The organism is Paenibacillus sp., assembly GCF_035645195.1.
Lineage (GTDB): Bacteria > Bacillota > Bacilli > Paenibacillales > YIM-B00363 > Paenibacillus_AE.
On sequence record NZ_DASQNA010000017.1, the window covers coordinates 86,516 to 112,655 of the forward strand.

At 59.4% G+C, this 26,140-nt stretch carries 24 protein-coding genes and 1 riboswitch; of the genes, 11 read left to right on the top strand and 13 right to left on the bottom strand.

Translation table 11 applies throughout. From position 1 onward, the window contains the following. Positions 1–47 precede the first annotated feature (47 nt). Together VE009_RS08770 and VE009_RS08775 are read left to right on the top strand one after the other, a co-directional pair. Complete coding sequence (locus tag VE009_RS08770; RefSeq protein ID WP_325007012.1) at positions 48–1,418, top strand: UDP-glucose/GDP-mannose dehydrogenase family protein; 1,371 nt, start codon at positions 48–50, stop codon at positions 1,416–1,418. Continuing rightward, positions 1,399–2,424 carry an NAD-dependent epimerase/dehydratase family protein gene (locus tag VE009_RS08775; RefSeq protein ID WP_325007013.1) on the top strand — a complete coding sequence of 342 codons (1,026 nt, stop codon included), beginning with the start codon at positions 1,399–1,401 and terminating at the stop codon, positions 2,422–2,424. Before VE009_RS08770 ends, VE009_RS08775 begins: the two co-directional genes overlap by 20 nt. Positions 2,425–3,800: 1,376 nt before the next feature. On the opposite strand, the gene VE009_RS08780 is transcribed toward VE009_RS08775, so the two are convergent. From VE009_RS08780 to VE009_RS08790, 3 genes are all read right to left on the bottom strand, one after another. Then, on the bottom strand, positions 3,801–4,838 hold the full coding sequence (locus VE009_RS08780) for an HD-GYP domain-containing protein (RefSeq protein ID WP_325007056.1): 1,038 nt from the start codon (positions 4,836–4,838) through the stop codon (positions 3,801–3,803). 11 nt (positions 4,839–4,849) lie between these two features. Continuing rightward, entirely contained in the window at positions 4,850–6,691 is a 1,842-nt protein-coding gene (locus tag VE009_RS08785) for a FapA family protein (protein ID WP_325007014.1), read from the bottom strand. 73 nt (positions 6,692–6,764) lie between these two features. Then, a riboswitch (cyclic di-GMP riboswitch) is annotated at positions 6,765–6,850 on the bottom strand. A 273-nt stretch (positions 6,851–7,123) separates the two neighbouring features. Next, on the bottom strand, positions 7,124–7,774 hold the full coding sequence (locus tag VE009_RS08790) for an HAD family hydrolase (RefSeq protein ID WP_325007015.1): 651 nt from the start codon (positions 7,772–7,774) through the stop codon (positions 7,124–7,126). Positions 7,775–7,938: 164 nt separating this feature from the next. Between VE009_RS08790 and VE009_RS08795 the strand changes: the two genes are divergently transcribed. Together VE009_RS08795 and VE009_RS08800 are read left to right on the top strand one after the other, a co-directional pair. Further along, the gene (locus tag VE009_RS08795; protein WP_325007016.1) at positions 7,939–8,094 is read left to right on the top strand and encodes a hypothetical protein; all 156 of its coding nucleotides are present in this window, start codon (positions 7,939–7,941) and stop codon (positions 8,092–8,094) included. Between the two features lie 13 nt (positions 8,095–8,107). Next, the gene (locus VE009_RS08800) at positions 8,108–8,782 is read left to right on the top strand and encodes a uracil-DNA glycosylase (protein ID WP_325007017.1); all 675 of its coding nucleotides are present in this window, start codon (positions 8,108–8,110) and stop codon (positions 8,780–8,782) included. Positions 8,783–8,797: 15 nt separating this feature from the next. Here the strand turns inward: VE009_RS08800 and VE009_RS08805 are convergent, their stop codons facing one another. Further along, the gene (locus tag VE009_RS08805; RefSeq protein WP_325007018.1) at positions 8,798–9,223 is read right to left on the bottom strand and encodes a hypothetical protein; all 426 of its coding nucleotides are present in this window, start codon (positions 9,221–9,223) and stop codon (positions 8,798–8,800) included. Positions 9,224–9,405: 182 nt separating this feature from the next. Between VE009_RS08805 and VE009_RS08810 the strand changes: the two genes are divergently transcribed. The 5 genes from VE009_RS08810 (at position 9,406) to VE009_RS08830 (ending at position 13,299) form a co-directional block, all read left to right on the top strand. Continuing rightward, complete coding sequence (locus VE009_RS08810; protein WP_325007019.1) at positions 9,406–10,263, top strand: carbon-nitrogen hydrolase family protein; 858 nt, start codon at positions 9,406–9,408, stop codon at positions 10,261–10,263. Positions 10,264–10,273: 10 nt separating this feature from the next. Beyond that, a complete protein-coding gene (locus VE009_RS08815; RefSeq protein WP_325007020.1) occupies positions 10,274–10,951 on the top strand; it encodes a GNAT family N-acetyltransferase in 678 nt (225 codons plus the stop codon). A gap of 13 nt (positions 10,952–10,964) precedes the next feature. Then, a complete protein-coding gene (locus tag VE009_RS08820; protein ID WP_325007021.1) occupies positions 10,965–11,636 on the top strand; it encodes a GNAT family N-acetyltransferase in 672 nt (223 codons plus the stop codon). Positions 11,637–11,862: 226 nt separating this feature from the next. Next, positions 11,863–12,636: a sporulation protein gene (locus VE009_RS08825; RefSeq protein WP_325007022.1), complete on the top strand. Its 774-nt coding sequence runs from the start codon at positions 11,863–11,865 to the stop codon at positions 12,634–12,636. A gap of 24 nt (positions 12,637–12,660) precedes the next feature. Continuing rightward, positions 12,661–13,299, top strand: coding sequence for an HAD family hydrolase (locus VE009_RS08830; protein WP_325007023.1), 639 nt, complete (start codon positions 12,661–12,663; stop codon positions 13,297–13,299). Between the two features lie 459 nt (positions 13,300–13,758). On the opposite strand, the gene VE009_RS08835 is transcribed toward VE009_RS08830, so the two are convergent. Beyond that, a complete protein-coding gene (locus VE009_RS08835) occupies positions 13,759–14,442 on the bottom strand; it encodes a hypothetical protein (protein ID WP_325007024.1) in 684 nt (227 codons plus the stop codon). An 871-nt stretch (positions 14,443–15,313) separates the two neighbouring features. On the opposite strand from VE009_RS08835, the gene VE009_RS08840 reads away from it, so the two are divergent. Then, entirely contained in the window at positions 15,314–16,351 is a 1,038-nt protein-coding gene (locus VE009_RS08840; protein WP_325007025.1) for an FUSC family protein, read from the top strand. 77 nt (positions 16,352–16,428) lie between these two features. Here the strand turns inward: VE009_RS08840 and VE009_RS08845 are convergent, their stop codons facing one another. From VE009_RS08845 to VE009_RS08865, 5 genes are all read right to left on the bottom strand, one after another. Beyond that, positions 16,429–16,734, bottom strand: coding sequence for a hypothetical protein (locus VE009_RS08845; protein WP_325007026.1), 306 nt, complete (start codon positions 16,732–16,734; stop codon positions 16,429–16,431). Positions 16,735–16,799: 65 nt separating this feature from the next. After that, positions 16,800–17,648, bottom strand: a complete 849-nt coding sequence (locus VE009_RS08850) for a MerR family transcriptional regulator (RefSeq protein WP_325007027.1) — start codon at positions 17,646–17,648, stop codon at positions 16,800–16,802. Positions 17,649–17,746: 98 nt separating this feature from the next. Further along, positions 17,747–19,549 (bottom strand): hypothetical protein, encoded by a 1,803-nt coding sequence (locus VE009_RS08855; protein ID WP_325007028.1) that lies wholly within the window; start codon positions 19,547–19,549, stop codon positions 17,747–17,749. Continuing rightward, a complete protein-coding gene (locus VE009_RS08860) occupies positions 19,546–20,838 on the bottom strand; it encodes an AAA family ATPase (protein WP_325007029.1) in 1,293 nt (430 codons plus the stop codon). The genes VE009_RS08855 and VE009_RS08860 overlap by 4 nt, the downstream gene beginning before the upstream one ends. 146 nt (positions 20,839–20,984) lie before the next feature. Beyond that, the gene (locus VE009_RS08865) at positions 20,985–21,500 is read right to left on the bottom strand and encodes a CBO0543 family protein (RefSeq protein WP_325007030.1); all 516 of its coding nucleotides are present in this window, start codon (positions 21,498–21,500) and stop codon (positions 20,985–20,987) included. Between the two features lie 169 nt (positions 21,501–21,669). Between VE009_RS08865 and VE009_RS08870 the strand changes: the two genes are divergently transcribed. Further along, entirely contained in the window at positions 21,670–22,497 is an 828-nt protein-coding gene (locus VE009_RS08870) for a DUF4397 domain-containing protein (protein ID WP_325007031.1), read from the top strand. Positions 22,498–22,568: 71 nt separating this feature from the next. On the opposite strand, the gene VE009_RS08875 is transcribed toward VE009_RS08870, so the two are convergent. Genes VE009_RS08875 through VE009_RS08885 form a run of 3 tightly spaced genes read right to left on the bottom strand, consistent with a single transcriptional unit; the run spans position 22,569 to position 26,055 of the window. Beyond that, positions 22,569–23,735: an MFS transporter gene (locus tag VE009_RS08875; protein WP_325007032.1), complete on the bottom strand. Its 1,167-nt coding sequence runs from the start codon at positions 23,733–23,735 to the stop codon at positions 22,569–22,571. Next, complete coding sequence (locus VE009_RS08880; protein ID WP_325007033.1) at positions 23,719–24,897, bottom strand: MGDG synthase family glycosyltransferase; 1,179 nt, start codon at positions 24,895–24,897, stop codon at positions 23,719–23,721. The genes VE009_RS08875 and VE009_RS08880 overlap by 17 nt, the downstream gene beginning before the upstream one ends. 48 nt (positions 24,898–24,945) lie before the next feature. Next, complete coding sequence (locus VE009_RS08885; protein WP_325007034.1) at positions 24,946–26,055, bottom strand: serine hydrolase domain-containing protein; 1,110 nt, start codon at positions 26,053–26,055, stop codon at positions 24,946–24,948. Between the last annotated feature and the right edge of the window lie 85 nt (positions 26,056–26,140).

Genomic DNA, 26,140 nt, shown 5'->3' on the forward strand with positions numbered 1-26,140 from the left:
TTTTTAGCTTGTTTTAAGTGATAGAGAAAAAGGCAGGTGCAATTTCCTTGTATAAAATAACAGTTGCAGGTACTGGTTATGTTGGCATAGTGGCAGGTGTATGTTTTGCTGAAGTGGGTCATAAGGTAACTTGTGTTGATATAGATGAAAAAAAAGTAGAATTAATGAGGTCGGGAGTTCCCCCCATTTATGAAACAGGTTTAGAAGATTTAATGAAAAAAAATTATTCTGCTGGAAGGATTGAGTATACAACAGACTTCAAGTCAGCCTACAAAGATGCCGATGCAATTTTTATAGGTGTAGGCACCCCGGAACAACCTGATGGCTCTGCAAATTTATCATACATTGCTACAGTCGCTAGGCAAATTGCTGAATCAGTAGAAAAAGATTGTCTAGTAGTAGTTAAATCGACAGTTCCAGTTGGAACGAATGACAAAGTGGAGCAGTTTATTCAGGACTTCTTAATTAAAGATGTGAAAGTTGAAGTAGCATCAAACCCTGAATTCCTAGCGCAAGGATCTGCAGTACATGATACCCTTCATGCTGAGAGAATCATTGTTGGGACAGAAAGTAAGTGGGCTGAGGAATTATTAACGAAGATCTATGAACCGTTTCATTTACCGATTGTTTCAGTAAATAGAAGATCGGCAGAAATGATAAAATATGCATCCAATGATTTCCTTGCATTAAAAATTTCGTATATGAACGACATAGCTAATCTTTGTGAATTGGTTGGAGCGGATATTCAGGATGTAGCTAAGGGAATGAGCTATGATGAGCGTATTGGAAGTAAGTTCTTAAATGCAGGGGTTGGCTTTGGTGGATCGTGCTTCCCTAAGGATACAAAAGCGCTTGAATATATTGCTAAACAGAACGGTTATGAGCTCAAAACGGTAAAAGCGGCTATTGATGTAAACAAAGAACAAAAAACAATACTTTATAAGAAGGCTAGTAAGAGACTCATCACATTTAATGGTCTTAAGGTTGCGGTGTTAGGATTAACTTTTAAGCCTGGAACGGATGATTTAAGAGAGGCAGCATCTCTTAAGAATGTGCCCTTATTATTAGAACAAGGTGCAGAAATTTATGCTTATGATCCCGTTGGTGCGGAAAAATTCGCCGAAGTTTATCCAGGGGGTAAGAATGGAAAAGGGAGCATCACTTATGTTTCCAACATCGAGAATGCTTTGGAAGGTGCAAATGTCTGTTTTATATTTACCGAGTGGGGGGAAATAAAAAAAGTAATACCTGAAACCTATAAGAAATTAATGCGGACACCATTAGTATATGATGGTAGAAACATATATGCTGTTGAGGATATGCAAGAAGCAGGAGTAGAGTATCACTCAATCGGAAGAAAACCTGCAATTAGAGCAGCTGTTAAGGAGTCGAAGAATCTTGAATTACAAAACTCTTGATCTTAGTAAAACATATATGATTACTGGAGCAGCAGGTTTTATTGGATATCACTTATCTAAAAAACTTTTAGAACAGGGTTGCCAAGTGGTTGGTATTGATAACATCAATGACTACTATGATGTGTACCTTAAACATACTCGTTTAGGGATTTTGGAACCTTACGAGAAGTTTACTTTTATTAAAGGTGACATATCAGACAAAGATTTGGTAATGAAGGCCTTTGAAGAGTATAAGCCTAATATTGTAGTAAACCTCGCTGCTCAAGCAGGAGTAAGGTATTCAATAGAGAATCCGGATGTCTATATTCAAAGTAATATCATTGGCTTTTACAATATCCTTGAGGCATGTAGATACAATCCAGTGGACCATCTTGTATATGCATCGTCTAGTTCAGTTTATGGAGCCAATAAGAAGGTTCCGTTTGAAGAAACAGATTTTGTTGACAATCCAGTTTCATTATATGCAGCTACTAAGAAATCAAACGAATTAATGGCACATACATATAGCCATCTTTATAAGATTCCAGCTACAGGGCTTCGATTCTTCACTGTTTATGGACCAATGGGTCGACCAGATATGGCCTATTTTGGATTTACAAATAAGTATTTTGCAGGTGAACCAATAAGAATATTTAATAATGGTGATTTTGAAAATGACCTCTATCGTGACTTTACTTATATAGATGACATCGTTGAGGGAATCGAACGACTATTAAGTAATCCACCAGAAGGTGAAGTTCGACATAAAGTTTACAATATCGGAAACAACAGCCCAGAGAAGTTGATGCGGTTTATTGAAACACTTGAGAAAGCATTAAGTAATGCATTAGGCAAAGAAGTGCAATTTCAAAAGATATTTGAGCTTATTAAGTCAGGTGATGTACCGGCTACTTATGCTTCGACCGATCAATTGCAGGAAGCTGTGGGCTTTAGACCAGCGACTACTATTGAAGAGGGTCTACAAAAGTTTGCGGAATGGTATGTGGATTATTATAAGGTGAAGTGACTTCTTAAAAGCAAGCTTCCCCGCTGGTCCTCAAAGTTTAGCGGGCTAATTTAATCTTTAAATCCTCCAGAAAAAGGACCATTCATTACTGGTGTCGCGTATTTAATACGGTAACAACAAGCAATTCCTGCAAAGGATAATGGCATCAAGTTTTTCGGGAGAGGTTGATTCAAGCTATCGGACATAATCGAGAAGGGGATACAACGTTTACTGTATAGCGAGAACGATAATCTGCCCAAACCCATCGCGCCGCACCGGTGGGGCGAAAAATTGCATATTACGACTATGTAATGACGAACTTCGGTTCAGAGGTTATCCAAATACGTCTTCCGTTGCTTTCGCGGTATAGTTTTAGATTGTTCCTTCCTTTTCGCTTGGCATGGAACAAGGCAAAATCCGTATGCTGTATCAATGCTTCTGAATGTACGTCGTCCTAGGGGATGACGATTCTGGAAGAGGAAAGTGGATCCTCCACGGTTTACTTAATGCTTGCTTTCTAAATTTTTTCACAACTCTAGTGACTCTCTACTCATTTCGGATCTCCGTAAGCACATTGTTGAATTCGTCTCCTCCAAACCTGGTTGCCGTATCCAAATCCATGTATAGAACGATCGGCCAGCATGCGTTGAAAGCTTGGCTTCGGCAATTAATTCCTCCAAAACTCGCTGGCTGGTATAATCTGCAATGGGCAGCCCGTCAAAAGATCGTGGAAAGTCCATGCTTCAATTGCTTCTCGTAATAATTACTTTCGGAAATTTACGCGCCGTAATCAGAATTTTGTGGCGTTCCCTTAGCCGTTCTGGACAGGAGGAGCAAGCGACTCGAACCGAATCATTCCCGACCCAATGTGCCGTCGTGTTTCCCGTTCCGAACCAGAAACCAGTGGCCAGAAACTGTCTCTTACCCGGTCCATTTTAAAGTACAGCCAAAAGGTATAAAAGGAAAATCCGACGGCAATCGACGACGAGAAAATAGTCCTATTAATTTCGTTTAAACAATATAATTTTATGCTACATTGGACGCTTTTATATATATCCCTTATCTATTTTATGGCCATTATCTCTTCAACCTTCATGCTGCGCCACCAGGCTTCGATCCCGTACAAAGAACGTCACGTTCTCCAACGCGTCGAAATCTCCTGGTAACAGCGCTGTACAAAAATTCTTCAGTAGTACATTTCCGCACGTATACGCTGGCGCCGGCCTTGAGCGTCGACGTGCCGCCGAACAGAATGCCCACGATCATGGCCGAAATCGTATTGCCGGCTTCCAGCTGCACACCGCTTCGTTTCGGTAAAACACGATATTGTTTTTCGAATACAATTGCTCAAGGGTGGATGGAAAAAATCCCCGGCGTTCCGGAGCGCGAGGCGCTCGTCAACTCGTAACGACCCGCGCGGAGGGGGACGCCTCGACGATGTTCAAATCCGGAGAACGGGCTAAATCGATGAACCGTTCGCCCCGCATGACGAGCGGATTGGCCGGGTCGTTCGCGTTCACCCGCACGATGCGGGCCCGCCGGCCGTCGGACAACAGCACCTCGTTGCCGATCAGCGCTTCCATCGCTTTGCGCGTGAACAAATCGACGATCAACGGATCGAATTGGCCGAAGGCGCCGTTCGACATTTCCTTCACGACTATGTAGAAAGGCTGAGCGCGTTTGTAAGGCCGATGCGAAAGCATGGCGTGGAACACGTCCGCGACGGCTACGATCCGGCTGAACCGGTGCGTCTCGCCCGTAAGGCCGTGCGGATACCCGCTGCCGTCCATCCGTTCGTGATGCTGCAGGGCGGCGATCGCATGCGTTTCGGAGAAGCCCGGCACGTTCCGGATGAATTCGTACCCGAGCACGGTATGTTTTTTGATGAGCTCGAACTCTTCCGGACTCAATTTGCCCGTTTTCGTCAGCAGCTCGGCCGGCAGCTGGGCTTTGCCGACGTCGTGGAGAAGGGCGGCGCCCGACAGCAGCTCCAGTTCGTCCTTCCCGAAGCGCAGCCATTTTCCGATCAGAGAGGACAGCACGGCGACGGCGATGCTGTGCTTATGCGTGTAATCGTCCTTCTCCTGCAAGGCGGAGAGGACGTGGTACAGCGTGCAGGTTTCCGTCAGCTTGCGGATCGTCGGGAGGACGCGCCTGCGGATTTGATCGAAGTAGACCGTCTCCGCGTTGGCCGCGCTGCGAAACAGTTCGCTTACCTCCGCCATCGCTTCGTCGACCATGCGCCGCGCGGGAGCGGGATCGTCCACGTCGCCGTCCCGCACATCGACATTCAGGCGGCTGAAGACGATCGCATGCCGTTCCGTCAGCACTTCTTCCGCCTTGAGCAGCAAAGAGCCGCCGGGCGCAATCATGTTTTTGTTCAACTTTTTCCCTACATACTTCATGATGGATTCCGGGATGCCGCGATTCGACATGGCGTTCACCCTCAAACCTCGTGCTGCGCCACCAGGCGTTGATCCCGAACGAAGAACTTCATGTTCTCCACCGTGTCGAGAATCTCCTGGGAATAGCGCTGCACGAAAATTCTTCCGTCGTACATTTTCCGCACGTATACGCTGGCGCCGGCCTTGAGCGTCGACGCGCCGCCGGACAGCCCGCCCACGATCATGGCCGAAATCGTATTGCCGGCTTCCAGCTGCGAGCCTTTGCACACCGCTTCGTTTTGGTAAAACACGATATTGTTTTTCGAATACAGCTGGCTCTGGAGCACGCCCTCTTTCCGGATCAGAATATCCCCGTTGGACATGACCGTGGACAGCTGGCATTTCGGAATATCCATCTGCACGACGGTTTCCTCGCTCCGTTTGATCGTTTCGGACGTTTCGCCGAGCATCTGCTGAAGCTCGTTCAAGAACGCGATCGGATCGACCTGAAGGAAGCAGGAGGGACGAAGGAGCGCGAGCAGCCGCTGCTTCAGCGTCTCCAAATGTCCGCTTTGAATGTTCTGGATCGTCGCGATGCAGCCCAGTATCTCCTTCGCGCATACCGGGATGTCCTTGAATTTCGTGTCCGCCAGCAGCTGGAGCGATTGCCCGGAGGGAACCGACGCCCCGCGGGAAGCGAGCGTGTCGGTGAGCATTTTCCACGCGTTGCGCAGCGAGAGCAGCTGCTCGTTCAATTTTTTCGTGAAGTTGTACAGCCGGTTGTACAGCACGCCGAAGTGGCCGGAGTACAGCTTGCCGCCGATGACGTTGCCTTTGATGAAAATGCTGCCGGTCGCCGTGACCGTGGCGTTATACACGCTGCCGAACACATGGACGTTGCCCAGCGCTTCGACGACCATGCCGTCCGTGACGTCGCCGTAGACGTACACGTCGCCGGAGAAAAAGATGTTGCCCGTCTTCAAGTCGACGTTCCCCGGAACGACGTAAAACGGGTTGATGCTGACCAGCTTGATGCGTCCTCCGCCCGTAATGCGCGGACGGCCTTCTTTCAACGCGATGACGTTCGTGCCGTCCACGATCTGCGTGTGGTCCTTGGCGACGAGGATCAAATCCTTCGCTGGTCTCGGCTCGATGACCGAGCCGAAAATATCATAACCGGCCTCCCCTGCGATCATAGGTATTTTGCGGGCGACGGTTTCGCCCTTCTGCGCGGATGGGATCTTCAAATGATTGCGGAAGTCGATCGAGCCGTTCACTTCCTCGAAACTGCTTTCTACCTTCTCGTTGAAGAGCAGTTCGATTTGGGCGTCTCGGCTTTGTACCGGGGGACGGCCCTCCGCGATGACGACCGGCTTGTGCGTCGGCTGCAGCAGCTCCGCTTCGATCGCCCTGCGGTTGTACGAGAACAATTTTTTTTCGTGGAGTACGGTTTGGACGTCGCTCAGCTCGAGCTCCTGCACGACGCGTTCGGGGTCTTCGACGGCTTCGACGACGAGCTCGCCGCTCGCTTCTTGGTCCAGCAGTTTCCAGGCGAAGCGCCGCTTCGCGAAGAGATGAAACCATGCAGTCATGCGGTCGTCGGCGATTTCGATTCGAAACAGGGGCTCCGGCGCGACGGACCATTCGATCTCGTCATCCGGATGAACGACGACGCGCCCCTTCCTCGGCACGCCATTGACGCGAAGCTCGACCGGATCGACGGCTTCGAGGATGACGGGGCTGTTCTGTTCGTCGGGGACGAGGCGAATGTCCCCGTTCTCGATTTTGGCGGCGCTCATGCCGAAGCGGAGGGAGGGATCGTCGGGCGCGCTTTCCTCCGCTTCGAGGCCGCCGAGATCCAGCTTGTTGATCAGCCGGATCATGTCCTGTTCCGATAAGGCCATAGGGCATATACCTTCCTTTCCGAAAATAAAAGAAACTACCCCAGCGGGATAGTTTCTGCCCTAATCCCTACTTTTCGGTAACCCGGCCACCATAGATTCGTCATCCTTAGGTCCGAGGCTTTGCGTCTCCGCCTTTCGACGGATTTGCCATTATCGAAGCAGTGATATATTTGGTTGATAGAGCGATTTCGAATGTTGTCGATTTTTTGTAGGTAATGTTGATTATAAGCGCATTTTATTCGACAGTCAACAATTGGTATTTTAGAGCGGAAGTATGAAGATAGACGTGGAAAAATCGGGCGTTGGCATTATTTTTGCGGGATGAAAGCGCTGGTTTTCAGGGTCTTATTTCCTATTTACATGGGGGTTGTCCGTCATGCTCCGGCGGGGGACGGCGGTGTCGAATTTTGCAATCGAACGCTCGCCGGGGGGTTACCCCAGCGAGTCGAGCAATTGCGCGAGCGGCTTCTCCTCGAACGACCGGAGCCGGGCGTCGTAGCGCTCGAACTGCAGCGCCTCCGTCATCGGGTTCGGCACGATGACGCAGCGGACGCCGGCCGCGACCGCGGACCGCGCGCCGTTGGCGGAATCCTCGAAGGCGACCGCTTCTTCCGGCGCGACGCCGAGCCGCTCCGCGGCGAGCCGGTATAAGGCCGGGTCGGGCTTCACCCGTTCGACGTCGTCTTGGGTGCACAGCGTTTCGAAAAAGTCGGCCAACTCATGCGTTTCCAGGAAAGGTTCGACCCAAGAACGCGGGCTGCTCGTGGCGAGCCCGATCCGCAGCCCGAGCTCGCGCGCCTCCCGCAAATAGCTAACGACGCCTTCCCTCGGCCGCAGCGCGGCCGCTTTCTCGTGGTGGCGCAGAATCGCGGCCTTCTTGATGCCGTCCAACACTTCCTCCGAACCGACCTTCTCCATGATATAGCGGAACATGCCGTCGTCGTAGGTGCCGATGCCTTGGGCGAAGACGGACAGCGGCAGCTCGACGCCGTGTTCGGCGAGCGTTTCCCTGAAGCTCTCGTACCATACGGATTCCGTATCCAAAATCGTACCGTCGAAATCGAAAATTACGGCTCGAATCATCAGCTTTTCTCTCCTCCGATTATGCGCAAAACTGAGCAAAACAAGTCTTTCTCTCTCGCTTCTCGTTTGTTAGGATGGTAAAGTATAAGGCGCGTTACACGCCCGGCGAGTTACTGGCATTTTACCATACATGCGCGGCAAAATCTTGAAGGCAGGTGATTTCCGTGTCGTTATCGCGAACCGTCGTCAAACGGCAAATTCGGGACCGGCGGAGAAGGTGGCTGAAGCGGGCGTTTTGGCTCCTTGCGACGGCAACGCTCGCGGGGACGCTGGGTTCGTGGCTTTGGGATTGGACCGGCACGCCGGTCTATTTAGAATAGGAGGCTGCGACGGATGGGCATTTTGCGGAACGATTGGGAGCAGCAGGTAGGCGACCAATTCGAGCAGCCGTACTATTTGCGGCTTCGAGCATTTCTCAAAGAGGAATATCGAACGAAGACGATTTATCCGGAACCGCACGACATTTTCAATGCGCTGCACGCGACGCCGTACGGATCGACCAAGGTCGTCATCCTCGGGCAGGACCCGTATCACGGGCCGGGGCAGGCGCACGGGCTTAGCTTTTCCGTGAAGCCCGGCGTGCCGTCGCCGCCGTCGCTGCAAAATATTTTCAAAGAGTTGAGAGACGACGTCGGCGCGCCGATCCCGAATCACGGCCACTTGGCTTCGTGGGCGGAGCAGGGCGTGCTGCTGCTCAACGCGGTGCTGACCGTGCGCGAAGGGGAGCCGAACTCGCATAAGGGACAAGGCTGGGAGACGTTCACGGACCGCGTCGTCGAGGCGCTCAACGCGCGCGAGGAGCCGCTCGCGTTCGTCCTCTGGGGAAGCCACGCCCAGGCGAAAGGCGCCCGCATCGACGGCGGGAAGCATCTCGTCATCCGTTCGCCGCACCCGAGCCCGCTGTCGGCGCATCGCGGGTTTTTCGGCAGCAAGCCGTTTTCCCGCATCAACGCGTGGCTTTCCGCCCAGGGGCGCGAGCCGATCGATTGGACGATCCGGAATCTTTAAGCGGCGCCTTCGCCGTCACATCGCTTGGTCCGCCGGCGTCGTGACGGGATAGGGCCGCTTTTTCACTTTAATCGTAACGACGCCGCCTTTGCCGAACACCTTCGTTTCCGCATGGAACGCCGCCTCGAACATTTTTTTCTTCTCTTCGAATTGGGCGACCGACATGCCCGGCCTCAGGCGGTAACGGAACACATAGTACAGGTCGTCCTCCGTGGCGGACAGCGACAGCAGCAGCGGGAACAGCTTGTCTTTGCGGGGCCTCACGTACAGGTTCGTCAGTTCGAACGTTTGCCGCATGCGGCGAACGTACCGGCTGCGCCAATGCGAGCGCCACGCCCCGTACGCGATCAAGCCGGCCGCGGCGAGCCACCACCACCGCTCCGCGAAGCCGCTCGCCCCGGCCAGCCACGAGCCCCCGCCGGGAAACAACGCCTCGAACATGCGCCTCTCCTCCTTTGCGACCGCAACCGGTCTCTTTGTCCCATTGTATTCGCCCTCACCCCGGGGTTATGCTTGCGCTCCCAGCGGGCCTTCTGGCCCCGCCGCAGAAGGTGTTTCCCGCACCAAAGTTTGGTACAATGATCAAGTAAAGTCAGGATACGTATCGGAGGTGCCGAAGAGAAGTGAAAATGAGAGTTTCCAGTGTGCAGTACCATCTGCATACGATCCAGAGCTTCGACGAGTTCCGCGCGCAGGTGGAGCATTATGTGAAAACGGCGCAAGAGTTCGGCACGGAGTTTTTACTGTTTCCCGAGTTTTTCACGACCCAGCTGCTGTCGATCCCGAACGCGGCCGGAACCGCGAGCGGCATCGAAGAGCTGCCGAAATATACGGAAGCGTACCGCGAGCTGTTCGTCCGCTTAGCGAAAGAAACCGGCATGTATATTATCGCCGGCACGCACGTGTTGGAGCGCGGCGGTTATTTGTATAACACGGCGCATTTGTTCAAACCCGACGGGACGGTCGGGGAGCAGCCGAAGCTGCACATCACGCCGACCGAGGTGACGGAGTGGAACGTGCGCGGCGGCGATTCGTTCCAAGTGTTCGAGACGGAGAAAGGGACGATTGCGATCCTTACGTGCTACGACATCGAATTTCCGGAAATTGTCCGGATGGCGAAGGCGCGGGGGGCGGACGTCATTTTTTGCCCGTCGTGCACGGACGACCGCCATGGGTTTTACCGCGTCCGGTACACGAGTCACGCGCGCGCCGTCGAGAATCAAGTGTACGTCGTGACGGCCGGCACGGTCGGCAGCCTGCCGACGGTCGACTTCATGCGGCTCAATTACGGCCAATCGGCGATTCTTGCGCCGAACGACATCCCGTTCCCGCCGGCCGGCATCATTGCCGAGGGCGTCGTGAACGACGACATGATCGTGACCGGCGATTTGAATCTGCAGCTGCTTTACGAGGTGCGCGAGCGGGGCAGCGTCACGACGTGGCGCGACCGCCGCACAGATTTGTACACCGACTGGAAGTGAGGCGAGCGTAATGGCGGCATATCGCTCCGAATATTTCGCGTTCGATCGGGAGGGCCGGCCGATGAAGGCGGTCATCCGCAATTACGGGCCGGACGATTTCGACGCGCTGATCGACATTCAGCGGGAATGTTTCCCGCCGCCGTTCCCTTCGGAGCTGTGGTGGACGAAGGAGCAGCTCGCGTCCCACGTGCGCTTGTTCCCCGAAGGCGCGGTGTGCGTCGAGGCGGACGGCAAGCTCGTCGGCTCGATGACCGGCCTCATCGTCCAATACGACCCTGCGGAGGCGGCGCACACGTGGGCGGAGACGACGGGCGAGGGCACGATTTCGACGCACGACCCGAACGGGGACACGCTGTACATCGTCGACGTCAGCGTCCGCCCCGGGTACCGCCAGTACGGGTTCGGCAAAGCGATGGCGTACGCGCTGTACCACCTGGTCGTCGAGAAGAAGCTTAAGCGGCTGCTCGGCGGCGGGCGCATGTCGGGGTATCATCGGTACGCGGACGAGCTGTCGGCGGAGGAATACGCGGAGGCCGTCGTCGCGGGGCGCCTCAAGGATCCCGTCATCACGTTCCTCCTGCGCTGCGGCCGGACGCCCGTGCGCGTCGTGCCGAACTACTTGGAAGACGAAGAATCGCGTAATTACGCACTGTTGATGGAGTGGAAAAATCCGTTCATTCGAGAGTAGAGGAGATAGAGATATGGAATATATCCGCATTCAAAGCATCGAAGACCCGCTGTTCGCCAAAATGCACGCGCTGATGGGCACCATTTTCCCGCCGGAGGAAGTGCTCGAGTTTTCGCTGTGGGAAGAGCCGCTCAAGGATCAAGGCTTGCGCGTGTACGTCGCCGTGCACGAGGGCGAAGTCGTCGGCGCGACGGAGTACCGGTACTACCCGGAGATGCGCGTCGCGATGACCGACTTTACGATTATCGGGCGCGAAGGGCTCGGCATCGGGCCGTTCCTTGTCAAGCATCGATCCGCTGATTTGGCGGAATGGGTGAAGCGGACGGAAGGGCCGATGCTCGGTATGTTCGCGGAAATTTACAACCCTTACGCGGTCGAGGATCTCGGGTTCGGCGGCGTCAAGCCGATGAACCCGTACGTTCGCCGCGAGGTGCTCGCGCATCTCGGCTACAAGCGATTGGACATGGACTACGTGCATCCGTCCTGGCAGGGCGACGGCGAGGCGGTCGGCGGGTTGAACTTGGGCTTCCAGCCTGCCGACGACAGCATGGACAGCCTGCCGGGTTCGTTGATCGCGCGCTTCCTGCGCACGTATTATGAGATTTTGAACCCGAAGCCCGCCGCGTGGCTTTCGATGGTCGACGCGGTGGAGAAGCGGGACAAGGTCGCGCTGCTGCCGCTGTAACCGGCGGGCGGCCATCGTTCGGCGCCGTCGCGGATCGTTCCGCGGCGGCGCTTGTTTGCGTTTGGGCCGGAGCTGGGCGCCGCTTGTCAGCTGGGCTTCTTCGTGCCCGACGTGGATAGCCTCTACGGTTTGCTGCATTCGCCAGCGATCGAAATTTCGGAAACCTTTTTCGGCTCCGACTCGTATGATTGTGTAAGAACGCGATACATATAGGAGGATGGTTGGGATGTCGTTTTTCAATCGGGTCATGGCGAGCATCGGCATCGGCGCGGCGCAGGTCGATACGGTGCTGGAGAAAAACCGGTACGCCCCGGGCGAGCTCGTCCGCGGCGTCGTTAAAATCAAAGGCGGCAACGTCGAACAGCAGGTCGATTCGATCTACATTTCGGTCATGACGCAGTACGTGAAAGAAGTCGACGACCGGAAAGTGTACCAGAGCGCGGAAGTCGCCAAAACGCGCGTCTCCGAGCCGTTCCTCGTGAAGCCCCAGGCCGCTTCGGAAATTCCGTTCTCGTTCGAGCTGCCGCTCACGACGCCGCTGTCCGTCGGACGGACGCCGGTTTGGCTGAAAACCGGGCTCGACATCAAGAGCGCAGTCGACCCGACCGACGACGACAAAATCGAAGTCGTGCCGAACGCGGCAATGCAGGCGGTGCTCGACGGCGTCTCCGAGCTCGGCTTCCGCCTCCGCAACGCGGACTGCGAATATGCTCCGCGCTTCGGCTACGGCGCGTTCGTCCAAGAGCTCGAATTCGTCCCGATGTCCGGTCCGTACCGCGGCCGGTTGGACGAACTCGAAGTCATCATGCACCCGAGAGGCGACTCCATCGATTTGTTCCTCCAAGTCGACCGCCGGGCTCGCGGGCTGGCCGGCCTGTTCTCCGAAGCGCTCGAGATGGACGAAACGAACGTGCGCTTCACGCTCGACGCCGCGACGCTGTCGCGGGGCGCCGGCGCCGTCGCCGCGCAGCTCGACGCCGTGATCCGGCGTTACTCGTAAGCCGGTTCGGATGAGGCCGTTCTTATGATACGAGCGATCATTTTCGATTTGGACGGGACGATCGGGGATACGCTGCCGCTGTGCATCGCCGCGTTCCGGAAGTCGATCGAGCCGCTCGCGGGCAGGGCCGTGTCCGACGAGGAGATCGTCGCGACGTTCGGCCCTTCGGAGGAAGGGACGATCCGGGCGCTCGTTCCCGATCATTACGAAGAAGGCGTCGAACGGTATTTGGCCCATTACCGCGAATTGCATCCGATGTGCGGCCGCCCGTTCGACGGCATCGCCGACATTCTCGATTTCGCGAGAGCGCGCGGCGTCCGGCTGGCGATGGTGACGGGCAAAGGCGCGAGAAGCACGGACATTACGCTGGAGGCGTTCGGCCTGCGGCACGCGTTCGAAATCGTCGAAACCGGCTCGCCGCACGGTCCGCGGAAGGCGGAAGGCATCCGCAGCGTGCTGGACCGGTTCGAGATCGAGGCTGGGGAAGCCGTGTACGTCGGCGACGCGCCCAGCGATATCGAGGCGTCGCGGAAGGTCGGCGTCGCGATCGTCTCCGCCGCGTGGGCCGGCACCGCCGACCCCGAGGCGCTGCGGGCGCTTGCGCCCGACGAGCTGTTTACGGACGTGGCCGGCTTCCGGCAGTATCTCGAACGGGTATGCTGATGTCGTCAGTTGAATGGAACTCCCCCGCTTCGGCGCTCGCGCCGGGGCGGGGGTTTGCTTGCGTCGGGGGAGGAGGGCAGTTGCGTTGCTGGGGGGCCGGGCCGCCCGTGGCTCCGCCGCTGCCCGCAATCCTCGCCCGCAGCCGCTCTCTGGAAACCGCTCCCTTGGAACTAGGTTTCCGCGTCCGCTTCCCGCACCGCGCTTCCGCGTCTGGCCATCTGCACCCGCATCCCCACCCGGCAACCGCGCCCCGCAATCCAGCCCGGCCATCCGCGCCCGCATCCGCGCCCCGTATCCGCACCCCGTATCCGTGCCCCGCAATCCATTCCCGACCATACGCGCTCGCATCAGCGCCCCGCAATCCAGCCCGGCCATCCGGGCCCGCATCCGCGCCCCGTATCCGCTCCCAGCATTAGTGCCCCGCCATCCGCGCCCCGCATGGATAGTACCCCCTGCACATTAATGCCCTGTCCCTTCGTGACACCGGGTTCCGCTAGGTACCGAATACCCGGTAATGCGCCGATTCGTCGGGCGATGCGGAAGGAGCGATCCGTCGTGCGCCAGCTTTTGCAGCCATAAATAAGCCGTTTTTCGAGTAACGCCGAACCGTTGAGAGACATGCTGCACTTTAATGATCCCGCGTTGGACGGCGAGCGAAACGATCTCGGATTTCCGTTTCGCCCAGAGGTGATCGACCGTGGAGATTTGGCAGTGGTGGGCGACGATCAAACATTTGCCCACCGCTTGCACGAGCTGCCTTCTGCAAAGCATCGGCTTCTTCATCACCATGTTCGCGGTAAACCGGACTAGGATCCATCGACCGCTTAAGACGAGGTCGTTTTGCCTCTCTTGATGGTCGTCGTACTGCTGCGCGGTTAAACCGTCGACGTGATACCTATAGCCATCGATTTCAATGATGATACGGATGTCGCCGGATTCGTAATAGAAATCGAGAAACCGGTTGCCTCCTTTGTAGTCTTTGACGCGAAACTGGGCGTGGAGCCCGTTGAAATTGAACGAAAACTCGGGTCCGAAGACTTGGTCTAGAAACATGCATTCGATTTCGTTCAACCGCGTGTCGATTCCGCCGCGCCGGAACTTCTCCTCCACGGACTCCACGTACTTTCTGACCTCGGGGTGCATTCGCCTACCTCCTCTAACAAATAAAAAAAGCACGCATGGATCCGGTTAGGTTCCATGTGTGCTTCACATTTAGTTTTATTGTAGTAGGGCGGGCGGAGGTTGTCTAGAGCAAAATCCGTTCGTCGCGCCGTGGCAAGCGGAATGGCGGGCTGCGTCGAGGAATATGGGTAGGAGGTACGCGAAATAGCGGAAGGGTAGTTACATAAGTTGGGTAGGAGGTACACATAATGGCGGCGGGGAGTGCGGTGGAAGCGCAGGAGCCGGCGGTTATGGGTACGAGGTACACAAAATAGCGGAAGGGTAGTTACATAAGTGGGGCAGGAGGTACACATAATGGCGGCGGGGAGTGCGGGGAGAGCGCGGGAGCGGGCGGTTATGGCTAGGAGGTACGCAAAATAGCGGCAGGGTGGTTACATAAGTGAGGCAGGAGATTCCCATAATGGCGGCGGGGAGCACGGGGGGAGAGCGTGTGCGGGCGGTTATGGGTAGGAGGTACGCAAAATAGCGGAAGGGTAGTTACATAAGTGGGGCAGGAGGCACACATAATGGCGGCGGGGGGTGCGGTGGAAGCGCCGGAGCGGGCGGTTATGGGCAGGAAGTATGCATAATAGCGGAAGGGTAGTTACATAAGTAGGGTAGGAGGTACACATAATGGCGGCGGGGAGTGCGGGGAGAGCGCCGGAGCGGGCGGTTATGGGCAGGAGGTAGGCATAATAGCGGAAGGGTAGTTACATAAGTGGGGCAGGAGGTACACATAATGGCGGCGGGGGGCCAGAAAGAGAGCGCCAAAGCGGCGAATGGACGAGCCGAATTTTGCTTCCGATCGAGCTTTTCGGGTAAGATGTGAGTGAACGCAGGGAGGGACCTCACCATGAACGTTACGATCGGCGCCCGGGTCGTCAAGACGGGCATCGCCGTCGCATTGGCCTTATATATCGCGCGGCTCGCGTTCCCCGAAAGCGTCACGATCGCGGGGGTCGCGGCCATTTTCGCCATCCAGCCGTCCGTGTACCGCTCCTGGCAGCATCTGCTCGAGCAAATGCAAACGAACACGCTCGGCGCCATGCTGGCGCTCGGCGTCAGCCTCGTCCTGCCGGTCAACGAGGTCGTCGTCGGGCTGACGTGCATCGCGGTCATCCTCATCACGCTGGCGCTGCGGATGGAAACGACCGTAGCGCTGACGCTCGTCACGACGATCGTCGTGCTCGAGGCCGGCGGCGAGTGGATGTATGCGCTGGAGCGGTTCGGCACGATTCTCATCGGCATCGGCGCCGCGTTCCTCGTGAACGCGATCGTCATGCCGCCGAATCATAAGAAGCAGTTCCTCGACAGCTACCGCGACGCGCTCGGCATCATGTCGCTGCTCATTCGCACGGCCGTCAGCGACGAGCTGAAGGAGCGGGAAGCGAAGGCGCAGCGCGACCGCCTGAACGATATCGTGCGCAAGCTCAACGAGCGATACGGCATGCTGGAGGAGGAATGGCGCAAATGGCGGCGATTCCGCTCGCAGCCGAGCCGGCACCTCGTCGTTCACAAGCAGATGGTGCGCGCCATGACGATCGGGCAGCTCGTGCTGGACGCGGTGGAGACGCACTATTTTCCGCAGCGGAAGGACGAATCGGCGGATCGGGAATTCGACGACCGGCTCGAAGAGCTCATTCGGTACCACGAGTATACGCTGCTGAAGTACGAGGGGAAAATGAAGCCGGGCGACCAGCTGTACGAGCGGATCGGCGAGCAGACGGAGAAGCTGCTGCGGGACGCGATCAAGCAAACGGAAGGCGAGGCGAACGGCAGCGTCTCGCTCGTCGTCGTCGCGTCGGCGGTATACGAGTACGGACGGCAGCTGCGCCGGCTCGACAAGATGATCGGCAACGTGCAGCACTCGGAAGACGGAATAGGCGAATAGCACGAAAGAAGAGCCCCGGACAGCCCGCCGACAGGAACATCGGCAGCCTTCCGCGGGCTCTTGCTGTACGTTCGGGATTACCGGTTCCCGCGGTGCAGGCGATGCTGCAGCTGACGAACATGGCTGCGCTCCGCCTTCTCCTCGTTGGCGCCGGATACCGGAATATGCGCCTCCGCAGCCGCCGTCCGGTCGCCGTGCACGTCGTCCGGCCACTCGGCGTAAGATAGCGCCGTCATTTCGTACTCGACCTTGCCGAGCTGCGGGTCCATCGGGAACGTTTCGCCGGCCTTCAGCTCCACTTCGTGGCCGTAAGGGTCTTTGTATACGGCGTTCGTTTCGACGCGATCGCCGGACATCGGATGCATATGCTTTTCGTTTGCCAAGGGAAAGTCCTCCTTTGCGAAATCGGCCGTATCGGACTTAACTTTCCCCGGGCGGACGGTTTTCATTACGCCGGCGCCGGCTCGACGATAGGAATGTACAGATCAATCACCGAACATTCGTCGTCGGGACCGTAAAACCGCTCGTCGTACCATTCGAAATCGATGCCTTCCGTCGGCTGCAGACCCTGCGCCGGCAGCCATGTGTCGTGAATGCGGGCGAACGTTTCGGAAATGCGGCTTACCGGGCCGCGGTGCGGGAACACCGCGTACGTTTGGGCGGGTACGTCGATGACGTCGAAGCCGTCCGGCAGCCCGTCCGTCGACGAGACGCCAACGCAGGCCGCGTAGGTAATTCGTTCACCGTCGAAATCGTAGCATAGCCCAAAGCTGACGTTCGGATTCGCGCGATGCGGGATCGCGCCTTCCTGCGGCAAAAAACGCGCCCACACCTGACCGAACGTCGGCGACGCGCATACGTCTCGCACCGCGATGCCCGCCGTCTTGAATCCATCGAGTTTCACAATGTTCGCTTCCATCGCTCTTCCTCCCGAAATGTCGGATGCGGAAGCTTCCCAGCGTTCGAGTTCCGCGTCGATGCGCCGGAGCAGCTCCGTCTGCGCGTCGATCGTCGAGCGGACCCGGTTCGCCTGCTCCCGCAGGACGGGGGCGAGCCTGCTGTGGTCCGACAACGTGCCGCCGGCCGAGAGCTCGCGGATCGTCTCGAGGCCGATGCCGAAATCCCGCAAAAACAAAATCGATCGCAGCCGATGAAGTTGATCCGGCGTATAGTATCGATACTGGTTTTCCGGATGCACCTCCGCAGGCACGAACAGCCCGATGTCCTCGTAATGGCGCAGCGTTTTCGGCGTGACGCCGCATAGCCGCGCCATTTGGCCGATCGTCAATTTCGTCATGAACCGTCGGTCCCCTCTCGTACGAATCGACTTGCAAGAGCATCGTACAACATTTCCCCAAGGGCAAAGTCAAGCGATCCCGAGCGAAAAAGTTCCCGCTATTTCATCACGTCGAGCAGCAGCGCCTCCGCGGCGTCGTCCCGTCCGTCCCAAGCGGCCGCGAAGCGCACCTCGTGGGACACGCCCATGATGTCGTAGGGCGCGATTTTGTGCTGGCGGGCGGAGCCGACGATCAAGGTGTGGAGCCGAAGCGACACGGCGCTGCCGAGCTCCGCCAGCTCCTCGCGGACGGGGGGCGACACGGCGCCGATGCCGTCGGTGACCATGACGAGGTCCGCGTCCGCGAACGCGCGCCCTTCGCGCACGAGCTGCATGCCGCGCCGCAGCGGGGCGTCGAAGTGCGTGCCGCCGCCGAAGGCGAGCTGGGACAGCTTGTAAAACGATTCCCAATCGGGGCGGCGGTGGAACAACGGCCGCTCGACGAGCTCGCCCTTCGCGCCGAACAGCAGCAGGATGAAGTCGCGCGATTCCGACAGCGTCAGCGCCGCGAACGTCATGACGAAGATTTGCGCAAGCCGCAGCTTCGCGCCGCGCATCGAATGCGAAGAATCGAGCAGACAGATGACGGGACCTTTGCCGTGCTCCTTGGAAGGGGAACGGGCGCTGTATGTCATCAGCTTGCCGTCGAGCCATTTTTGCAGAAAATAGGCTTCGTAATCCGGATCGGCGAGCAGCGAAGCTTCGCTCGGCAGCATATGCGCGAGGTCGCCGGAGAGGCCGAGCTCGTCGTACCGGTCCGGCGCGGTGCGCGTCCTTATTTCGCGCCGGATCCGATGGAACCGCTCGGCGCTGCGCCCGACCTCCTGCGCCATGGCGATCAGATCGGGATGCCGCTTCAGCCGCTCGACCCACTCGAGATAGCGGCCGTACGACTGGCGGCGCAGCTTGCCGAGATCGCTGCCCCAGCGGCGATTCGCGAAGCGCAGGCTCGCCTGGATGAGCTCGTCGAGCGCTTTCGTCTCGCGTTCCTCTTCGCCGAGCGACTGCTGCAGGGAACCGTTCAGCCACGCGCCGAGCTCGCGGTCGAGCGTGTCGAACGCCGCTTTCTCCGCCGCTTCGAGCCGATCGAGCGCCTTCTGCCGGCCGGCGAGCTCTTCCTCGGCTTTCTCTAGCTTCTTCTTCCATTTCTCGCGGCGGACGAAGTCGGTGCGCATCGCCTCCCGCAGCTCGAGAATGCGCTCGCGCAGCTCGGCGATTTCCGCCTCCGCGAGCGGCTTCGCGTCCGCGGCCGACTGCCGCTTCTCGGCTTCGTGCTTCGCTTCCTCGAGCCGATAGCCGATCCGCTTCAGCCGCTCGAGCTGCTCCGCGTCCATGCGCTCCGCGAGCGTCGCCTCCCGGCCCGCCTCCGACGAACGGCGTCCGTCCTTCTTGCGCCCCGACGAAGAGGAGGCGTTGTCGCCGAAATCCATGCCCGCGCCGCCGGAGGCGCCCGGCGTTTCGCCGGCGCCGGGCAGCTCCCGCTCCGCGAGCGCCGGCATCTCGCGCCGGTCTTGCTTGCGCCGGGCGGCCTCCTCGGCGTATTTCGCGCTCAGCCATAACACAGCCTTGAGCGCCGTTCGGAACGAAGCGGGCGCCGACCCTTCCGTTCGCGGGCGCAGCACGGCGTACAAATATTGCCGCATCAGCGTCTTCACGAGCCAGCGGTGGAACGGCGGCGCGTCGCCGCCGCCCGCCTCCTCCGACGGATGCGGGAGATAGAAGCAATAGAAGACGTCGGCGAACAGCTCGTCCGTCAGCCAAGGCGCCTGCTTGCGCGCCGTGCGGACCCGCTCGCGGGCGTCGGCGTCCGCTCCCAGCTGCCGCTCGAACACGTACCGGTCGACGCCGGCGTGCCGGATCATAACGTAAAGTCGTAGTCGACGCCCGGCATCGGCGCGTCGAACAACGAACGATACAATTCCATCATATCGTGCAGCACGCGCTCCCCGCGGAGGCGGGCGCTCACATATTTCGCCGCGGCCGCGTTCGGATCGGGCAGCAGCGCGTTCAGCCGCCGCAGCTCGTCCGCGCGTCCGCGTTCGCGTTCATGAAAGCGGACGAGCGCGCGTCGCAGCGACTGCCCCTGCGTTTCGAGCTCGTCTCGGCATTCGGCGAGCAGCGCGTCGGCCGCCTCGGGACGGGAATCGGCCTTCCCGGATTTCATTTCCTTTTTAAACTGATATCCGTAAAGCTCCTGCTTCCGCGCGGACCAGCGCGCAAGCGTGGCGGCGTATTTGTCGAGGGCGAGCTCCGCTTCCGACTCGACGGCGAGCGCGGCGTCGAACGCCTCCTCGAACCATTCCCGGACGGCGGGCAGCGCCTCGGGCACGTCCCACAGCATATGCGGCGTAAATACCGTATCCCAGATGGACACGGCGTCCCGGCCGTTGAGCGCCGCGGAGACGCGCCAGACGTCCCCGATTTTGCGCAAGCGGCGGTCGGAGACGGGCATGTCCCGCTCCTCGGCGGCCGTCTTCAGCCGATATAGGAAGAGCACCATCGGCTCGGGGAGCGCGACGCGGCGCGAACGCTCGCGCAGCGCTTCGACGTCGGCGGCCGACAGCAGCGCGGGCACCGGCTCCTGCGGCAGCGAAAACATGCGCTCGTAGCTCGAGAGATGCTTAAGATAGTCGACCTCGTACCGGATCAGGAACCGATCGTACAGCGCCGACAGCCCCTCGGACGCCTCCGGCAGCTCGTTGGACGCCGCGATCAGGCACAGCAGGGGAGACGTTTCCTTCATCTGTCCGTTATAAAACACTCGTTCGTTCAACAAAGAGAGGAGCGCGTTCAAAATCGCGCTGCCGGATTTGAAAATCTCATCGAGGAAGGCGAACCGCGCCGCGGGCAAAAATCCTTCCGTTTGGCGGACGTAACGGTCCCGTTTCAGCTCCTGCAAGGAGACCGGGCCGAACACTTCGTCCGGCGTCGTAAAGCGGGTCAGCAAATATTCGAACCAGCCTTCGCCGCCGAACAGGCTCGAGAGCGCCCGCGCCAGCTGCGATTTCGCGGTGCCGGGAGGTCCGAGCAGCAGCACGTTCTCCCCGGCGAGCACGCCGAGCAGCGCCAGCCGGATCAGCTCCTCGCGCTCTAGAAATCTCGCTTCGAGCTCCGCGATCGCCGTTACCGTGTTTCGTTTGACAAGTTCCATTCGGTCAGCCCCCATTCGCATTCGCAACATTGCCGCACGCTATCCATTGTAGCAAACCGAACGCCGTTGCGCTTCCCCGGAGACGCGGCGAACGCTCATCGGGGAGGGGATGGGCGGCCTGAGGTTCTCGAAATGCGAACCCTAGGTCACAAAAATGCCGATCCGCTGATCACGTCGAACAAATCCAACCATACCACCGTAAACACGACGGACAATCCGTACGTCAGCAGCGGATGGCGTTCGTGGAGCAGCAGCATCGGAAACAGCACGCAATCGAACAGGATCGACCAGCCCATGCTCCATCCGTACTGATGGCGAATCAAGCCGATCTCCAAATAACACCATTCGACGACGCTGTAAATCACGATCCACTGCGCGACGTGCAGCGCGAGCCTGCCCGGGTGCCCCCGGGGCGCCCGCGAAAGGAACAGCAGGACGGTGGCGGGGAAAATGTAAAACGTGTAGAGGGATTCGGCCAGCGCGTGGTGAGCGACGATCCGGTCGCCGTGCAGCGCCCAAAGCAGACGGCCTTGGTTCAAGTAATGGTACAGCAAATTGCAGACGCAAAAATACAAGATTGTTGCATGATACCGCCGCCAGTGTCGAAGGTCGGCCCATTTCCACAATGCGAAGGTGACTGCACCTGCGATGGCTAGGTGCACAGGGAACATCTCCTTTGTATTCCTCTAATTACCAGTACCATTATTTTGAAATAAAACCAGTAAAATTATACTCATGGGCCTTTGGCGCGTCGGGAAACGGTCCGTCCGGCATGATTCAGTTCTCAAGCCATATATTTAAGGAGGGAAAGCGCGGAAAGGGGGATACGGCATGTTCGAGCGGGACGAAGAATGGAGGGAAGCGGCGGCGCTGGCAAGCGCATACGGCATGCTGGCCCGGTATTACGAGCATCGGGACGAGACGGCGTACGGGTATTATTTCCAGAAGCATCGGCGCTATGTGGAACGGCTGGCGGCGCTGGCGGAGCGCCGCGATCCTCCCGGCGGGCGCGCGGACCGATCCGCCGCCCTCGCCGAAGGCGCCTCGGCGGACGCCTCTCCGGACGCCTCTCCGGGCGCCGACACCGCTCCGGTCGATACGTGCCGGGTGAGGGCGTTCCATGCCGTCGCGGGCGGGGGGGCGGCCGATGTGTCGTTGAACGGCAAGCGGTGGCTGCAGGCGATATCGCCCCAGGCGTGCACCGACTATTTCACGGTGCCGGCCGGGCAGTACCGCGTCGAATGGAAGGCCGGCGGAATCGCGTCGTCCTTCGTTTGGAAGGCGGCGGCGGGCGCGTCGTACACGATCGCGGCGACGGGCGCCTCCGACGCGCCGTCGTTGTTCGCGTACGCGGATTTCCCGTACGCGCCCCCGGCTACGGCGCGCGTCCGGTTCGCGCATTGGTCGCCGGGCGCGCCCGCGCTCGACGTCGCCGCCGTCGGCGGCCCGTCGCTATGGTCGAACGTCCGATTCGGGCAGGCGACCGGCTACGTGGCGCTGCCGCCGCGGACGTACGAGTTGGAAGCGCGCGAGGCGGGCGGCGGGCGCGTCGTCCTCCGGGCGCCGGGGCTGAAGCTGGCGGCGGGCGTCGCGTACACGCTCGCCGCCGTCGGCTCCGGGGACGGAGCGGCGCTGGACGCGAGGCTGCTTCGGGGCTGACCGTGCAGGGAGACGAAACGCGCGAAGGCGCATCCTCCTTCCGGAGCGATGCGCCTTCGTGCGTTCCGACATTATTGGAGCAGTTTCGACGGAAACCACAAATAGAACAAGCCGATGAACAGAAACAGCGCGGCGCTCACGAGGAACGGCACGGACAGCCCGAACGAGTCGGCGATGATGCCGCCGATGACCGGACCGATCATGACGCCGATGCCTTCGACGGTGGAGAAGAGCCCCCAGCCGACGCCCTTCTGCTGCGGCGGGACGAACTGCGCGAGCAGCGCGTTCCATGCGGGCAGCACGGCCGCGTACGAAACGCCGAGCACGATCGCCCAGAACAGGCAGACCCACAGCGTTTCGATCGTCGTGATCGTGTACAGCGCGAACGCGAAGCTGATGAACCCGGCGATCAGGAACCACTTCTTGCCGAGCTTGTCGCTGAGCCGCCCCATCGGCACTAACGCGATGACGGCGCACGCGCCGCCCGTCAGCAGGAAGAACGAATACTGCGAGTTCGTCAGCAGCAGGTTGTCCTCGGCGAACGTCGGCAAAATCGGAAGCAGCATGCTCGCCCCGAGCGTCTGCAAAATCATGCCCGGCAGCAGCGGCTTCACGGCCTTCATATGGTGCGCCATGCCGCGGAGCTGCTCCGCGAACGGCACGGTATGCGCTTCGATCCGCCGGTTCGGCAGTCCCCACGATACGATCCAGGCGAGCACCGTCATGCCGAGCAGAATGAGGAACGAGCTGCCGTATCCGAACCAGTCGAGGAAAAAGTTAAGCAGCACGGGACCGAGGCCGAGACCGAGCATCCATGCCATGTACAGCATGCCCATCTGCTTGCCGCGCTCTTCTTCCGTCACGCTGCTCATGCCGACGATCCAAATCGGCGAGGCGCCGATCCCGAACAGGACGGAGCCGACGACGAGCATCCACGCGTGCACCGAATATTGCAGCATCAGCAGGCCGGCGACGGACAAGGCGTAGCACGATTGCAAAATCCATTGCAGGGGCAGCCGGTCCAGCAAATAGCCCATGCCGAGCTTCGCGACCGTATCGGCGACGTAATGCATCGTCACCGCGAAGCCGACCGTCGTCACGGTCAGGTACAATTCGTCCACCGCGAACTTCGGGATATAGCTGATCAGGACCGCGCCTCGCACGAATTCCACCAGAAAAAATATAAAGGCGAGGCGCGCGAGCGTCGCCGGAATCGCTAGTTTACGAAATGGACTCACTGGATACCCTCCTTCTTCCGAAGGTCGGGACCGCCGCCGCGGGATAACCGTCCATCGTATCGCGAATGTCGCGTACGATCGTTTCGGCCGAGTCCTGCTTCCTCAGGGCCGCGATCGCCCGCAGGGCGCGTTCCCGCCGCTCGGGCTGCTCCAGCAGGTCGCGCACCGCTTGCGCCGCCTCGGCGTCGGTATGCGCGACGATCGCGGCGCCGCGGCCGGCGAGGTATTCGGCGTTGTCCCGCTCTTGTCCGGGCACCGGACGCAGCAGGACGACCGGGAGGCCGCATTGGAGCGACTCGGTCAGCGTAATGCCGCCGGGCTTCGTGATCATCGTGTCGGACAGCGACATCAGCTCGTGCATCTCCTTCGCAAACCCGAGTACGCGAATGTTCGGGGCGTCCTCCGCGTATTCGCGCATCGTTGCGTACAGCGTTTCGTTTTTGCCGCAGACGACGATCAGCTGCGCGTCGGGGAGCGCGGCCAAAGCGCTGCACGTTTCTTGAAGGCCGCGCAGCACGCCGTACGAGCCCGCCATCAGCAGCACCGTTTTCTTCCCGGAGTCGAGGCCGTATTTGGCGTACAGCTCGCCGGACCGTTCGAGCGGACGGAAGCTGCGCTTCAGCGGAATGCCCGTCGCGCGGATGCGCGTCTCCGGCACGCCCGCGGCGATCATGTCCGCCTTCAGATCGTCCGTCGCGACGTAATACCGGTCGACGAGCGGATGCACCCAGCGGTGATGCAGCACGTAATCGGTCAGGACGGTGTAAATAGGAATCGCGATGCCGGTTTTGCGCCGCAGCTCCGGCATCGCGAGCATCGGGAACGTATTCACGACGGCGTCGGGCGCCTCGCGCTCCAAAATTTCCTTCAGCTTGGACATGCCCCAGCTGTGGAACCAAGCGGAGAACCACGTATCGTTCCGCATTTCCCTCGTGCTGTAATACGACCATCCGTACAGCTCAGGGAATAAAGAATAGCTTTTAATATATATGTATTTCGTCAGCTCGTTCAGCTTCGGATACGCCTCGGCGAACAAATCGACGAGCACCGTCGTGCAGCCGCCGATCGATTCGAAGCGTTCCTTCAGCGCGCTCGACACCTGGATGTGGCCGTCGCCGTAGCTGGCGTATAAGATCAGAACCTTCTTTTGGGCTAACGTCACGTCCGTCATTCAGCTCCTTGTCGTGTGGAACATGCATGGCTCCGTTGTTCATTGTAACTCGAACGGATCGGAATTGCACACGTCTCCCGGAGGCGCTCGCCCCCGTCTCGGGGCGGGGACGGGCGCCGCGCCGTCCGCGGCGAGCACGTAACGCTCGAATAGCGCGAGCGGATGCTTCCAGCGGCTCACCTTCGGTTCGCCCGCGAACGCCGCCACGAGCCGCCGCTCCGGCACGGCGAAGACGAGCTGCCCGCCGTGTCCGAGGGCGCAGCGGACGACGTCGCCCGTCGCGGCGCGGGCGATCCACCAATGCCCGCCGTAGCGGCCGAAGGCGGGCAGCCCCTCGCCGCGCGGCGTCCACGCGAGGCGCACGTAGTCGGCCGGCAGCAGCCGCCGGCCCTCCCATACGCCGCCGGTCGCGTGCAGCCAGCCGAATTTGGCGAGCGCCTCGCCCGTCAGGCGCAGGCCGATGTGGCCGACCGTATGCCCTTGGGGGTCGGCGTCCCAGCTAGGCGGCGCGATGCCGAGCGGCCCGAAGAAAGCTTCCTGCGCGATCTCCGCCGCAGGGCGGCCAGCGGCGGCGGTGACGGCCGCGGACAGCAGATGCGAATCGGCGCTTCGGTACAAGAAGACGCCTTGCAGCTCCGGCCGCACCGGCAGCCGCAGCGCGAACCGCACCCAATGGCGGGAGCGGTGCATGCGCGGCACGAGCGGCTCGCCGAGCCGCGGTCCGCTCGTCCAATGCAGGCCGGACGCCATCGCGAGCAGGTCGAGCGTCGTCGTCGCGAGCAGCGCCTTCGACGCGGCGCGGGGCGCATCGGCGGGGAACAGCTCGCCGATCGTCGGGGCCCGCGCGCCGAACAGCCCCGCGCAGGCGGCCGCGGCGGCGGTCGCGCTCTTCGTCGCGGAGCGCAGGTCGAAGGCGGTCGCCGCGTCCGCGCCGCCGTAATAGCGCTCGAAGACGAGCTGCGCGTCCTTCGCGACGACGAAGCAGCGGATCTTCGGATATGCCGAACGGATCGCTTCGTCCGCCAGCCGCAGCCGTTCCGCGTCCAAGCCCGCCTCCGCAGGCGACGCCCGCCCCCAAACGAGCGAGCCGGCGCGCGGGTCGAAGGAAGGCGCCTCCTCGACCGGCAATCGATTGCGCGGCGCATCCATGCTGCCTAGACACCTCCCGTAACGTCCTTTATATGGAAGAATGCCCAAAAACGCAAAGGTTTTTAATCCGTTCGCCCAATTTTTG